The organism is Nocardia tenerifensis NBRC 101015 (assembly GCF_000308715.1).
GTDB lineage: Bacteria > Actinomycetota > Actinomycetes > Mycobacteriales > Mycobacteriaceae > Nocardia > Nocardia tenerifensis.
In genome coordinates this window covers 1-12,523 of sequence record NZ_BAGH01000555.1, presented here as the reverse complement: position 1 = coordinate 12,523, position 12,523 = coordinate 1, and the positions used below count along the sequence as shown (strand labels likewise).

The window sequence follows — 12,523 nt, the reverse complement described above, 5'->3', positions numbered from 1 at the left end:
AGCTATCGCGACGATGGAGGCTCTGGTCGCCGCCCGCTCCGACCCGGCCCGTCCGCTGATGTGGATCAACCTCGGCGAGATGGTCGGCGCCCGCGCGGCACTGCCGGCAGGTGTCCTGCGGTCGTCACGGCTCGAAGTGATCGGCAGCGGGCAGGGGGCGTTGACCGGTGCCGAGATGGCAGCCGAGGTTTCGGAGATCTTGGCGGAGATCGCTCGCGGCACGTTCGCCGTTGAGGCGGAGGCTATTTCGCTGTCCGATGTCGAACGCGCCTGGTCGCAACCGGCCGACAGCAGCAAACGGATCGTCCTGACCCCCGTCACTTCGCCGTGTCGGCACGCTCGATGAACGTGGTCAACGCGTCGACGATCGCCTCGGGCTGTTCGTCGGGAATGAAGTGCCCGGCGCCGGGGATGACGATGCCGTGCGTGTGGTCCGCCCAGGGACGCAAAGAGGCGGCCATGTCCGGGATGGAGCCATGGGAGGCGGAGACACCGAGGACCGGGACGGTGACGCGTCCTCGGCCGAGCGCTTCATGGTTCTTCCGCGCGGATTCCGCGGCGTCGCGGTAGTAGGAGAGCAGCGCTCGCAGGCCATCCTCGGCCGCCACGGCGGCGGCGTAATGGTCGATCTCGGCGCTGTCGAACGTGTCCGGGTACAAGGCTTTGGCAGTCAGGAACCAGGACACGTAGTCGCGCTCGCGGCCGGTGAGCAGCGTCTCGGGCAGATCGGGCACCATGTGGAACGCGAAATGCCATGTCTTCCAAGCTCGGTCGGGATCAAGGGGGACGGCGTCCGGGAGGGTGATTCCGGGAATGCCGGCGTCCAGCAGCGCGACGCCGTGCAGCAGCTGGGCGTGGTTCAGGGCCCAGGAGAAGGCGACCCAAGCCCCGATGTCGTGGGCGACGAGCCAGTATTTCGGCACGCCGAGCTCGGTCACCGCGGACTGGACGAGCGAGGCGACGGTGTGCGTGTCGTAGCTGCCGTGTGGGCGGTCGGAGTGGCCCTGGCCGGGCAGGTCGATCGCGATCACGCGGAACCGCAGGGCCAGCCCGGGCATCACTGTGCGCCACGCCCACCAGGTCTGCGGGAATCCGGCGAGCAGAACAACGGCGGGACCGTTCGGCCGACCGCCCTCGACCGCATGCAGCCGGACGCCGTTCACATCGACCCAGCGATGAGTAAAGCCTGCGATGTCAGGAAGCGGCAGCAGGGCGAGGGGGCGGTGGGCCGTGGTGGCGGTGTCGTTCATCTTCCGAAGCTAACACATCTTGAACTGTTCAGTTCAAGATAGGATGGGGGAGGCCGCGACGAACCGGCCTGGAAACGAGGTGCGTGCGAGATGGCCGGAAAGAAGCAGTTCGATGTGGACGTCGCACTCGATGCGGCGATGATCCAGTTCTGGCGTTCCGGGTACGCCGACACGTCACTGGACGACCTGTCGGCGGCGACCGGACTGAACCGCAGTTCCATCTACTCCTCGCTCGGCGACAAGGATGCCCTGTATCTGCGCTGCCTGGACCGCTATGCCACGCGCTACGGCGACCGGTACGACCAGGCTCTCGCCAGCGCGGCCGAAGATCCGTTGCGGGCAATGCGAGGATTCTTCGACGTCACTCTGCAACGCATCGCCGATCCGGACGTGCCCGACGGATGCATGGTCGCACAGACCACGATGGCGATACCGGCCCTGAGCGGCGCTATCGCAGCACGAGCGATCGACGCTCTCGCCTCGCAGCAGGCGCGGCTGCGCAACGCCTTGATTGCCACGAAGCTCACCGCCGGCGACGTCGACGAATTCGCCGTGCACTTTGTGGCGGTCAACCAGTCGCTGGCTGTGATGAGCCGGGCCGGGGCGAATCAGCGGCAGCTCCGCACGATCGTCGGCATCAGCCTGAATGCGTTCTCGCGGGCCTTGTCTCATCGGAGCTGAGTTCGTACGTGCCGTGTTTGCTGCGGGCAGAAATTACGTGCGGCGAACCGGACCTTCGGTGCTCGCCGAAGACTCATGCGGTCCTTCGCTGCGTTGGATCGCCGTGTAGACATCACCCGCTGGGTGAGCGAGACCGGCTGTGCTGCACGGCATCTGGGAAAGCTGAGGTGTGGACGGGGGTGGTGTCAGCGCAGGACGAGCAGTGGCTGGTCGCGTTCGATGTGGAGGCGCCATAGGTGCTGGGCCACCTCATCGGGTTCGTGCCGGGCACCGGGGCCGATGGGCCCGACGACCGTGACCTGCGCGGCGTACACGCCCTGGTCGACCAGCGCGTCGTGGAGCATGCGCACATAGGCGGACTCGGCCGCGTAGGCGATCGCGGACACCGCACGGTCGCGATGCGGCTCGACCGCGGCGCCGCCGGTGGTGAACAGCAGGGTGCTGTTTCGTTGGTCGAGCATGTCCGGCAGGACGGCTCGGACGGCTGCCGCGGCGGCGACGACGTTCAATGCCAGGGCGTTCGCAATGTCTGACGGGCCGGTGTCGAGCACGGGTTTGATCCACGACAGGCTCGGGCGCGGGCTGAACAGTGCAGCCTGGATCGGGCCGAGCCGGGTGCGCAATGCGTCCAGCGCCGCGGTCAACGCCTGCGCGTCGGTGACATCGGCGGCTGCGGTCGCCGTCGTAATGCCCTCGGAGTTCAGGTCGGTGGCCATCGCCGCCAGGCGTTCGGTGTTCCGGGTGATCAAACCGACGGGGTGTCCCTCGCGGCCGAACCGGCGCGCCGCCGCCGCGCCGAGCCCCGGTCCGGCGCCGATCACGACGAACGCATTCGCCTCGCCGCGCTTCGTAGCGAGAAGCCCACTGTGTTCGCTCATGCCTGCACCAGATCCGCGCTCCTGGTCAACGCCTCGTTCGCGTCGATCTCGCCGCGCATGCGGTCCAGACGGGTGCGCGCCCCGGTGAGCGCGTCGGAGCCCAGCAACAGCCGCAGCGGCGGTGCCTCGCGATCCACGATCGCGGCGATCGCCGCAGCGGCCCGGGCCGGGTCGCCGGGCTGGCGACCGGATACCGCCAGTGTGGCGTCGCGGCGCTTGCCGGCGGTCTGCTCGTAATCGTCCAGGCGCGTAGGGGACTGCCGCATCGACGCCCCCGCCCACTCGGTGCGCAGGCCACCCGGTTCCACGATCGTCACCGCTATGCCCAGAGGTGCGAGCTCCGCGTGCAGCGACTCCGACAGGCCCTCCAGGGCGAATTTCGTCGCGTGGTAGTAGCCGGTTGCGGCGAAGGCGGCCAGCCCACCGAAGGACGAAACATTGACGATCCGCCCCGAACGGCGCGACCGCATACCGGGCAGCACCGCCTTGATGACGGTCACCACGCCGTGCACATTCGTCTCGAACAAGGCGCGGACCGCAGCGTCCTCGCCCTCCTCCATCGCGGCCAGGTATCCGTATCCGGCGTTGTTCACCAGGACGTCGACGCGTCCGAACGCATCCTCACACGCCTGAACGGCCGCGGTCACCGCCGCGGGGTCGGTGACGTCCAACTCGAGGGGCAGTGCGCGATCGCCGTGCCTCTCGGCGAGGTCGGTCACCCGGTCGCGGTCGCGTGCAGTGACCGCGACCCGGTCGCCCCGGTTCAGAGCGTGCTCGGCCAGGGCACGGCCCAGACCGCTCGAGCATCCGGTGATCAGCCACACCGGCGATTCGTGTGTTTCGTTCGACATGCCTCCATGTCATCAGCGGGCGCACGGGCGTGCCACACCCCCGTGAGGGTGGCTCTCGCAGGGTCAGTTTCGGGGCATGCGCGCGGCGGTAAAGTCGCTGCCGATGGCACCTGACGACAACCCGCTCGGCTCCTTCCTCCGCAGCCGTCGCGAGAGGATCGACCCCGCCTCCGCCGGCGTCGTCGACTCCACCCGACGACGGGTCACCGGGCTACGCCGCGAGGAACTCGCATTGTTAGCCGGACTGAGCCCCTCCTACTACACCCGTCTCGAACAAGGTCGCGACCGCCATCCCTCCCGCGAAATCCTCCAAGCCCTCGCCCACGCGCTCCGCCTGGACGACACCGAACGGGCCTACCTGTGGTCCCTCACGACACCACCACTGTCCCCGGCCGACACCGCGCCCGCCCACACCGTGCGACCGGGCGTGCTCACCCTGCTCGACCGCTGGACAGACCTACCCGCATTCGTCGTCGCCCCCAACCGCGATGTACTGGCCGCCACCGCGCTCGCCACCCGGCTCAACCCGGCGTGGAGCCCCGGACACAACCTGATCGAATTCACCTTCCTCGACCCACGCGCACCCGAGGTCTACCCCGACTGGACCGACATCGCCCAGCAGGCCGTCGCCGGTCTGCGCGCCACCTCCGGCGCCCGCGGCGCCGAACTCGACCCCTTCGTCGCGAGTATGCGCGAGCGCAGCGAAACCTTTCGCGCACTGTGGGATTCGCACGATGTGTACGACCGCGTCACCGGCGACAAACGGCTGCGAGTCGACGGCATCGGCATCGTGCGCCTCAGCTTCGAAACCTTCGCTGTCGCCGGGCCGGAGGGGCACATGCTCTACGTGTACTTTCCCCAACCCGGCAGCGCCGACGACCGAGCCTTACGAAGCCTCACCTGAGCCTGGAACGCAGTCGCCGACCCTCCGCTACTTCGAGATGCCCTCAATTGGCAGCCGCTGAGAGAGCACCCCACCGGGCACCTGGATCAGATCCCGGCCGGGATCTGATCCTGACCCAGTCTCTAACTAGCCGCTGGGCACATCCGTCTGGATGGGCACCGAGTGACCCTCCTTTGACGAATCCGGCCCCCGTAACCGCAAGAGCATCGGTTCGAACCAGCTGGGGCCCGCCGAGGTCGAGCAGTGTCAATTTCGGATAGGTCAGCATAACGACCGCCGGACGGGCGCCATCCACAGCTCGCCTCACCGGTCGCGGATTCGGGAGGCTCGAGAGCGCGGATTCCAATGCGACACAAGGCTTGTCGAATCGGGCATCTACGTTCCGTTATCTTTGCGGTGTCCGGCGGAGGCCGCTCGCCCGACGCGGTCGGGAAATACGCTGTGCCCTAACCATTCTCGCGAGAATTTCTCCCGCCCACGCTAGTGATCAGTCACCTTGGTGCCCAAGCAGATTCGTGCCGACATCCGCCGGATCCTCGCCTCGTCTGCGGTGACCGATGAGCTCGGTCACCGCGGTACCACGAAAGCGGGGCCTCTCTCCCCGAAGTCACCGGGCCACGACCGGGCACTACACCCGTCGCGGCGGAAGGCTCCTCAGCCCAGGGTTTCTCGCGCCCAGTCGGTGAATGATGTTGTCGGCAGTCCGAACTGGTGCGCTGTCGATGCGCGGGCAGGGGCTGGGTGGGCGCTGGTGAACTGTTGTGACCGGGCGAATTCCGTTGCGAGGCCTGCCTCGATGGCCGCTTCGGGGCTCGCGGGCAGTTCTATCTGTGTGCCTGTCACCTCCGACAGAGTCTGCGCGGCGTCACGGAACGTCAGCAGGTCTCCGGCCAGGTCCAGCTCCACCGCGTGGAACCGCGCCGGGTCGGCGAACGCGGCCGCGGCGGCGGTGCCGATGTCTCGCACCGTCACGAACGCCAGCGGCACATCCAGATCGACGGCGAACAGGAGGCGATTCGATACGCCCTCGGCGAAGTAGAACGAAGGTCGCACGAAGTTCTCCATGAAGATCGCCGGCCGCAGGATCGTCCAGTGCTCGAACCCGGCCTCGCGCACGCGCCGCTCGCCGGAGATCTTGCTGCGCCAGTAGTGACGCATGTGCTCGCCCCAGTGCTGCGGATCGATATCGCCACGACCCGGCATGCCGGCACCCGATACCGACGTGTGCACCAACTGACGCACGCCGGCAGCCCGTGCGGCCTCGACCAGCGCGCGATTGTGGCGATCCTCCGAATCGCCGAGCAGGTCGGTGATATCCGGTGTCTGGACCGAGAGCACAGCGCCGATGCCCGACATCGCGGCGTGCAGGGAGTCGGGCTCGTTCAAATCTCCGTGGACAAGTAGCGCGCCTTTCGTGGCCAGCGCGCGGGCCCGGGCAGATCCGGCATCGCGCACCAACACTCTGACCGGACGACCAGCATCGAGCAATGCTGTTGCGACAGCACCTCCTTGGCGGCCGGTCGCTCCAGTGACCAGCACATCCGCTGGCAGTTCCGTCATGTGCTCACCCTCTTCGCAAATGGGGTGGTACCCCACTTATAAGGAAGATAATATGGGGGCCCACCCCGTTTGTCGAGGATCGGAGCAAGCCTGTGACCGTGAGCCCGTCTCGCGCGCCGCGCGCGGACTGGACCCGCAATCACGAACAGTTGCTGGCCGCGGCCCGTGAGGTAGTCACACGAGACGGCGCCGAGGCATCGTTGGAAGAGATCGCGCGCCGAGCCGGTGTGGGCTCGGCCACCCTGCACCGCCACTTTCCCTCCCGGCGAGCCCTGCTCGATGAGGTCTTCCACCACGGGATCACCGAACTGTGCGCTCGCGCCGAACACATCGCCGCTCGTGCCGACAGCCGCACCGCGCTGAACCGATGGCTGGAGGATCTGGCGGCCTACGCCACCGAAACCCGGGGTCTGGCCGAAGCTCTCGCCACCGACACGCCACCCGTCGGTGGCTGTCACGGACTGATCCGGCGCACCGCCGCGCACCTACTGGACGCGGCGACTGCGGCAGGCACACTCACTCAGCCGGTCGATCTCGACGATCTGCTCACGCTCACCAATGCGGTGTCACTGGCCGCCGGTGGCGATCCTCATCGAGCACGGCGGGTGTTCCGCATCGTTGCCGCAGGTCTGTGATCGGACTCGCGACTGCTCGAGGCGGGATCTAAACATCTACGCGCACAGGTGAACTCGACCCCGTCGGCGAGGCGTAAGGGACGGCTCTCTCCGGTTGCCTCGAGTGCGCTCACCGGTGCTCGTATCTCCCACCCCGCAGTCGCGGTGACGTAAAATTCTGCGGATTCACCCGCCCCCAAAAGTGTCCCTGAGTGACGTCGGAATTCACCGAAACTCAATGCCACGACCGGTGTTTGTCGCGGTATCGGGCTCGACGAGTTCTGAATCGTCACTGCGCGACAGCTCGGCCTGCTGTGATGTTTCATGACGGTCTGGTAGCCGGGCTGACATCGCCGGGAAGGTGCTGCACTATCGACCTCACGAACTGGTCAATTGACCAGCTTTCTGGAGAGGAACGCGAATGGCTGCGGTAGGCGAGCCGGTCTGTGGTGAGTGGACCGCTCAGGGTGTCAACGGTAGCAGCTCGGCGGTGGTGACCGCTGGCGATGGCGGCCGCTTCCGCGTGACTCGCCTCGGCCACTCCGGCGGGCAGCCGGTTGTGTTGATACCAGGCACTTTCGACAACCGGCGACTGTATTTGTGGCCTGATGGTGGCGGCTTGGCCGCGGTGCTGGCGCAGGCGGGATTCGAGGTGTGGGTGGTGGAGCGCCGCGGGGTCGGCGGTGTCGAGCCCGTTGCGGAAGTTCGAACAGGCTGGGAAGAGGCGTTGCGCCACGATCTGCCGGCGGTGCAGCGGCTCGTCGCGAAAACCACTGCCGCACCGGCATTCTGGGTGGGCCACTCTTTCGGCGGGGTGCTCGTGGCGCGGGCGGTCGCCGAAACTCTGGACCGAGACCAGGTCGCCGGATTGATATTGGTCAGCGCCGCCGTCGAGGTCGCGCTGCTGACCAATCCGATCGTGCGCACCGTCCTTTCCTCCCGGCGCTGGGGCACGGTGTTTCCCGCCCGGGCACTGCGGTTGGGTCCGGAAGACGAATCGAGTGCGGCGCTGGCCGATGCGATCGACTGGGCCGGCGCCGAACGCCGCCACTCATGCATCAGCGCCATGCTGGGCGCCGTCGCCGAGGTGCCGATACTGGCGGCGACCAGTCCACTTGATCTCATCGCCCCGCCCGGTTCCTGCCGCCGCCTCGCGCGTGCGTGCGGCTCACGTGATCTACGCGTGCAGTCCCTGTCGCGGCGAAACGGCTTCGCCATCAACCACACCCACGCCTCGCCACTGCTGCATCCCCGTGCCGCCGAGGACGTGTTCCCGTTCCTGCGTGACTGGCTGATCACCCGCAGCGCCACCCAAAACGCCTTGACCGCAACCGAACCCGCCGACACCGCACCGCGTCGGCATCGACTCGAGTTCACCGTCGATCTCGACGCCGATATAGACACCGTGTTCGACCTGCTCACCGACCGCTGGGCCGACCTGTGGCCGGTGCGCCAGCACCGCGCACGCGATGGTCTCGTTCCCGCCATACCCAACGGGCGGGGTAGTGTCAGAGCCCAACGCGCCCTTGGGATTTGGCCCATCCGCGAACAGATCACCGCCCACCAGCGCCCGCACCTGATCGAGTACCGCACCATTAGCGGCCCCGTACGCCGCCACCGCGGACGCCTGCTGCTGACCACCACCAGCGCGACCACCCGCTTGGACTACCGCATCGAATTCGACACGCCATTCTGGATTCCTGGTGCGCTCCTCACCGCCGCCTTGCGCCACACCTGGTCGCGCTACAGCCTGCCCCACCTGCATACCTTGTGCACCCAGCGCAGCGGGTTCGCCGCGACACTGAGTCGCGGACAATGCAGACGATGACGTCGAACCGGACCAGCCCGCAATGTCACGACGCCGTCGATCTGCAAGCATGCGCGCGGATGCCGTGCGCGCACCCAACCGGCTCTCGGACGCTGCGTCCATGGTGAAATCCAGGGCGCGAATCGGCGCGGCCGGTGAAACGATGAATATCGGCGGTGCCAGCCAAAAGCTTTGCCGCGCTAGGTAATGCGATGCCGTGAAGTTGCACCAAGGTCGCGGTGGTGCCAAGACCGCGATCCTCACTGTGTTGACTACACGTGCCGCGTCGCTATCAATCCAGGACCGAAGCTGATGAGACAGGCATCAGGTCGGGGTGGCTGGGTTCGGCCGGTGCGCGTGCCGCACGATGTCGCGTCGGCGCACGGCGCGGAGGAATTCGTTGTCGACGTCGGCGAGCCACGCCGCGTCGCCTTGGAAGGACAGCGTGGCGAAAACGAAGAGGAGCAGGTTCAGAAGCCAGTTTTTCGTCAGCCTGCCGAACGACGGGAACAGGCCCTCATCCGGAGTGATCGCGCGCAGGTCGAACAGCGCTTTCCCGACGGTAGTGTGAACCACTGCCTGGATGATTACTCGGTTGAGGAAAGACGCTGCCAGCCAGGCCAGTACGGCAACGAGGCCGACCAATGGAACACGTCCGTTGCCCGCGACAACCACCGCGGCCGCTGCTCCGACGTGCAAGGACCAGTCGACCACAAACGCGAGCACTCGACGGAGTCTGCGCGGTGATGGGTAGCGCGGATCATTCCTGGCGCCGTGCGGAATCGGCTTGGGAGCAGGCCCGGCGGCGGACCATCGTCGGCGAAAGGCGTCGTCGGGATCCTGGTGAAACTCAGTGTGGGGCCGCAGGTTCGGTGCTGCCGGCGTCGGCTGGTCGGAGTTATCGGGCGGATACGAAGAGTTCGGCATCGAGTACATCCTTGACTTATCGGCGTATCGAACGTCGCCGTTGATCGCCGGTGATCTCCATTGATGCCGGCACCATCACAGGTCGAGCGACGACATTGTGCGCTTCTCGGCTCTCACGAACCTGAGCGTGGTGACCATCGCCAGCAGCATGTCCTGAAAGCGTGGGCCATCGTCGGCGGAGCCAGTGGAGAACTCGATGACGGCGATGGTCGACCCGTCATCGGAGGGCACGAGGACTTCCGCCTGGTAGATCGGCACAGAAGCTGCGGAGCCGGGCAGGTGCGTGAGATCCGGCGCAGGGTAGCTGTGCACCTTCTCCGAGAAAAGTACCGGACGGTCGGCGAGTTCCAGGGGTGCGACAGTCCATGGAACCTCCTCGGACAGTTTGTCTTTCGCCAGGTCGTGCACTACCCGTCGCGGGTTTCTCGGTTCCCCTCGCAGGGCGGAGATGGTCAGCCAGGAGGTCAACTGTGTGCCCCCGGGGGATGCATGTATTCCGATTCCGCAATATACGGTGTTCTTTGCCGCAGTGACGGATAGCAGGAAGCTCAACGTGCCGATAACCTTGGGTATATCTTCGCGAAGCTCCGGCAATGCTTCTTCGATCAGCGGTTGAGTCGATTCCAGCAAACCGTTGCCGGCCAACGGCATTTCGTAGTATCCGGGCGGAATTGTCACCTGGATCGAGTGGTCGACGTCCATGTCACTCTCCCGTCACACTATGGAGGCCCCAGGTGCCCGCCTTGCCCAGTGAGCTTCCAGCCCGGCTCAGTACGCCCAGTGCTGTTTCAGTACTGGGGAGAGTTTGTATCCCGGCCGCTCCGGTGTTCTGCAGCATTCTGTGGACACCGTTTGTGAGCCCGTAATCGTCCAACCTACTGGCGATATTTCCCACGTTGTTCTTGACGAGAGTATTGGCGACCAGGCCCGGATTGGCTGCGCCGTTGACCCACGCATTGGCTATGCCCTCCAGCCGGCCCACATCGGCGGCTTTGTCGCCGAGCGTCGCCACGGTGCCAACCTTCCCCAGCGCGCTGGCGCCCGGAAGCAAAGAAATTGCGTCGCCGGTGTAAGTCCCGATTGCACTCAGCTTTTCGTTCCAGCTGCCATGGAGGAGGTTATTCCTGAGCTCGGGATCGGCTATGTCGGAGCCCAACACCGCAGCGCCCGCAACCAGCGAAACCCCCAGTGCGATGGCGCTGATCGGTGGCGGAGTAACCAACGCGAGCAACCCTGCCACGGCTGAGATGGTCGCCAGCATGTCGCGATGTTCTTCGATCCAGTCGCCGACGCTGCTGACGAAACTTTTGATTCGGTCCCAGATGCTCTTGTCGGGCGGGCTGGGAGCGAAGTCTTTTCCGGCGGAGTCGAGTTCGGTGGCAATGCGGCGGGCGACTGTGTTGTACTCGGTTTGCAGGGCAATAGCGCGTTGACGGATGGCGGCGAGGGTACCGCTGGCATCGTCGACCGCGGTCTGAGCCGAGTTGACCTGTGCTACTGCGCTGTTGAGGCGAGTTTGGGCGTTGGCCAGTTCGGTCGGATCGTCGAAGGTTTTATTCGCCAGTTGCAGGTCGGGGTTGGACTGAGCCTGACGCAGGGCGGTGGTTGCCTGGTTCTGGGCTGTAAGCGCCGCTGCGGCTTCGGTTTCCAGGCCCTTGGCCGTCTCCTGGTAAGCAACGATGTCTGTGTACCACTCGTCCATCAAGCCCACTGCTTTTTCCAGCGAGCTCTGCGCGTATCTGAGGTCCTGGCCAAGGGTGGCGTCGAAGCCCGCGCGGAAGGCGTTGCCCGCGTCGCCTTTCCAGGCGTCGCCGTTGCTGTCACGCAGGCGGTTGAGCGTGGTGTTCGTTTCCTGGACCGCGAGGTAGGCGGTGTTGATCTGGCCGCGCAGGGTGGCGACGTTGCCGGGTAGTCCAGGGACAGGATTGAAGCCGAGACTGGGGTAACGGTTTTCGCCACTCATATGACGACCTCGGGCGAGGTCGGCAGTTGCGTTGCTTGCCCGTCGAAAGCTCCAGCACCCGTTTTGAGGATGTCGGTGAAGGCGGTGTCGAGTTTCTGGTAGGCGTCGAGGCAGGCGGCGACGCCTTCGGCAGCGACGGAAGCGGACTCGCCGATGCGTTCGATGCCGAAGTGCCAGCGGCGTTGGAAGCTGTCGGCCGCGTTGTCGAGTTCGGTGGTGCCGATATCGGGGTTGCCGCCATCTTTGGCCATCGCGTTCATGGCCTCGGTAAGTACGGTTTCGGCATTGCGCAGGCCCTGAACGGCTTTGGTCAGCACGTCGATATCCACCGATAGTAGGGTCGCCACCTCAACGCACCGCCGGCCATGCCGAGAGATGGGAATCCGGTGCGGCTGATCGGGATGCGTTGCGAATACGGGTCATACCAGTTCTAGACGCACCGAACACGCCAACGGTTCCATTGCGGCAGTAGCCATGATCCGGGGACGTCCGAGATACCGCTCCTCGATTTCCTGGCGATGTGGTCGCAGACCTTCTCGGCCGCGCGCCCACGGACATCATCGGCGCCCTCTGCCAACCCGCCGGCGTCAGTTAGCGTCGCATGGTGGGCGGGAGGATGGCGCTCGTCATCGGATCTGGTGCGGGTGCCGACGCGGCGTCGGGCCTGGGTTCAACATGTATGGAGTGCGTGGGTGCTGCTTTGGGACCGGAGCGCCGGGGCGGGGGTCCGGGTGCGCGGCATCGAGTCTTGTGCACCGAGGCGGCGGCTTCGGACCGGCGTACCGGGATGGGTCCATGGCCGCGGCTGCGGGACTGGCGAGCGACCAGGGCCGCAGCTTCGGGACTGGCGAACCACGGAGGGGGCCGGGAGCGCGGCGTCGGAACTGGTGAGCAGGAGGGGTATCCGGGAGTGCGGTGTCGAGATCGGCAAGCCGAGGAGGGGGACCGGGACGCGGCTGCGGCTTTGGGTCGGCGCACCGGCGATCCGCGGGCCGGCTGCGGAACCGGCGAGCGGGGCAGGGAGTCCGGGGGCGTCGCTGCGGGATTGGCGAGTCCGGGGAACAGTTGCGTGACTGGCGAACCATGGA

Annotated in this window: 12 protein-coding genes and 1 pseudogene; 5 read left to right on the top strand and 8 right to left on the bottom strand. The window is 66.2% G+C overall.

The features are described 5' to 3' along the window. Positions 1 to 346 (top strand): annotated as a pseudogene (locus ON39_RS36495) (quinone oxidoreductase family protein); the annotation flags it as partial. Here the strand turns inward: ON39_RS36495 and ON39_RS36490 are convergent. Further along, positions 318 to 1,250: an alpha/beta fold hydrolase gene (locus tag ON39_RS36490; RefSeq protein WP_040740963.1), complete on the bottom strand. Its 933-nt coding sequence runs from the start codon at positions 1,248 to 1,250 to the stop codon at positions 318 to 320. The pseudogene ON39_RS36495 and the gene ON39_RS36490 sit on opposite strands and share 29 nt — an antisense overlap. 90 nt (positions 1,251 to 1,340) lie before the next feature. On the opposite strand from ON39_RS36490, the gene ON39_RS36485 reads away from it, so the two are divergent. Next, a complete protein-coding gene (locus tag ON39_RS36485; protein ID WP_040740962.1) occupies positions 1,341 to 1,931 on the top strand; it encodes a TetR/AcrR family transcriptional regulator in 591 nt (196 codons plus the stop codon). Positions 1,932 to 2,116: 185 nt separating this feature from the next. Here ON39_RS36485 and ON39_RS36480 read toward each other — a convergent pair whose 3' ends face one another. Together ON39_RS36480 and ON39_RS36475 are read right to left on the bottom strand one after the other, a co-directional pair. Continuing rightward, positions 2,117 to 2,809 carry an SDR family NAD(P)-dependent oxidoreductase gene (locus ON39_RS36480; protein WP_051187552.1) on the bottom strand — a complete coding sequence of 231 codons (693 nt, stop codon included), beginning with the start codon at positions 2,807 to 2,809 and terminating at the stop codon, positions 2,117 to 2,119. Beyond that, positions 2,806 to 3,660, bottom strand: a complete 855-nt coding sequence (locus ON39_RS36475; protein ID WP_040740961.1) for an oxidoreductase — start codon at positions 3,658 to 3,660, stop codon at positions 2,806 to 2,808. The genes ON39_RS36480 and ON39_RS36475 overlap by 4 nt, the downstream gene beginning before the upstream one ends. A gap of 103 nt (positions 3,661 to 3,763) precedes the next feature. Here ON39_RS36475 and ON39_RS36470 point away from each other — a divergent pair, with 103 nt between their 5' ends. After that, on the top strand, positions 3,764 to 4,564 hold the full coding sequence (locus ON39_RS36470) for a helix-turn-helix transcriptional regulator (protein ID WP_040740969.1): 801 nt from the start codon (positions 3,764 to 3,766) through the stop codon (positions 4,562 to 4,564). 654 nt (positions 4,565 to 5,218) lie between these two features. On the opposite strand, the gene ON39_RS36465 is transcribed toward ON39_RS36470, so the two are convergent. Then, positions 5,219 to 6,124, bottom strand: a complete 906-nt coding sequence (locus tag ON39_RS36465) for an NmrA family NAD(P)-binding protein (RefSeq protein ID WP_040740958.1) — start codon at positions 6,122 to 6,124, stop codon at positions 5,219 to 5,221. A 98-nt stretch (positions 6,125 to 6,222) separates the two neighbouring features. Here ON39_RS36465 and ON39_RS36460 point away from each other — a divergent pair, with 98 nt between their 5' ends. Further along, the gene (locus ON39_RS36460; RefSeq protein ID WP_083894904.1) at positions 6,223 to 6,759 is read left to right on the top strand and encodes a TetR/AcrR family transcriptional regulator; all 537 of its coding nucleotides are present in this window, start codon (positions 6,223 to 6,225) and stop codon (positions 6,757 to 6,759) included. A 400-nt stretch (positions 6,760 to 7,159) separates the two neighbouring features. Further along, complete coding sequence (locus ON39_RS36455; protein ID WP_255219329.1) at positions 7,160 to 8,566, top strand: alpha/beta fold hydrolase; 1,407 nt, start codon at positions 7,160 to 7,162, stop codon at positions 8,564 to 8,566. A gap of 303 nt (positions 8,567 to 8,869) precedes the next feature. Here ON39_RS36455 and ON39_RS36450 read toward each other — a convergent pair whose 3' ends face one another. The 4 genes from ON39_RS36450 to ON39_RS36435 all read right to left on the bottom strand — a co-directional run bounded on the left by ON39_RS36450 (position 8,870) and on the right by ON39_RS36435 (position 11,764). Beyond that, entirely contained in the window at positions 8,870 to 9,472 is a 603-nt protein-coding gene (locus tag ON39_RS36450) for an RDD family protein (RefSeq protein ID WP_246003162.1), read from the bottom strand. 75 nt (positions 9,473 to 9,547) lie between these two features. Continuing rightward, the gene (locus tag ON39_RS36445; protein ID WP_040740955.1) at positions 9,548 to 10,174 is read right to left on the bottom strand and encodes a hypothetical protein; all 627 of its coding nucleotides are present in this window, start codon (positions 10,172 to 10,174) and stop codon (positions 9,548 to 9,550) included. A 1-nt stretch (position 10,175) separates the two neighbouring features. Continuing rightward, on the bottom strand, positions 10,176 to 11,435 hold the full coding sequence (locus ON39_RS36440; protein ID WP_040740953.1) for a BAR domain-containing protein: 1,260 nt from the start codon (positions 11,433 to 11,435) through the stop codon (positions 10,176 to 10,178). Further along, on the bottom strand, positions 11,432 to 11,764 hold the full coding sequence (locus ON39_RS36435; RefSeq protein WP_040740952.1) for a hypothetical protein: 333 nt from the start codon (positions 11,762 to 11,764) through the stop codon (positions 11,432 to 11,434). The genes ON39_RS36440 and ON39_RS36435 overlap by 4 nt, the downstream gene beginning before the upstream one ends. Positions 11,765 to 12,523 lie beyond the last annotated feature (759 nt).

What these genes read in the sequence shown, in the direction of transcription:
- ON39_RS36480 (WP_051187552.1), bottom strand. Translation starts at nt 2,809, where the DNA reads ATGAGCGAACACAGTGGGCTTCTCGCTACGAAGCGCGGCGAGGCGAAT.
- ON39_RS36465 (WP_040740958.1), bottom strand. Translation starts at nt 6,124, where the DNA reads ATGACGGAACTGCCAGCGGATGTGCTGGTCACTGGAGCGACCGGCCGC.
- ON39_RS36475 (WP_040740961.1), bottom strand. Translation starts at nt 3,660, where the DNA reads ATGTCGAACGAAACACACGAATCGCCGGTGTGGCTGATCACCGGATGC.
- ON39_RS36485 (WP_040740962.1), top strand. Translation starts at nt 1,341, where the DNA reads ATGGCCGGAAAGAAGCAGTTCGATGTGGACGTCGCACTCGATGCGGCG.
- ON39_RS36470 (WP_040740969.1), top strand. Translation starts at nt 3,764, where the DNA reads ATGGCACCTGACGACAACCCGCTCGGCTCCTTCCTCCGCAGCCGTCGC.
- ON39_RS36440 (WP_040740953.1), bottom strand. Translation starts at nt 11,435, where the DNA reads ATGAGTGGCGAAAACCGTTACCCCAGTCTCGGCTTCAATCCTGTCCCT.
- ON39_RS36490 (WP_040740963.1), bottom strand. Translation starts at nt 1,250, where the DNA reads ATGAACGACACCGCCACCACGGCCCACCGCCCCCTCGCCCTGCTGCCG.
- ON39_RS36455 (WP_255219329.1), top strand. Translation starts at nt 7,160, where the DNA reads ATGGCTGCGGTAGGCGAGCCGGTCTGTGGTGAGTGGACCGCTCAGGGT.
- ON39_RS36450 (WP_246003162.1), bottom strand. Translation starts at nt 9,472, where the DNA reads ATGCCGAACTCTTCGTATCCGCCCGATAACTCCGACCAGCCGACGCCG.
- ON39_RS36445 (WP_040740955.1), bottom strand. Translation starts at nt 10,174, where the DNA reads ATGGACGTCGACCACTCGATCCAGGTGACAATTCCGCCCGGATACTAC.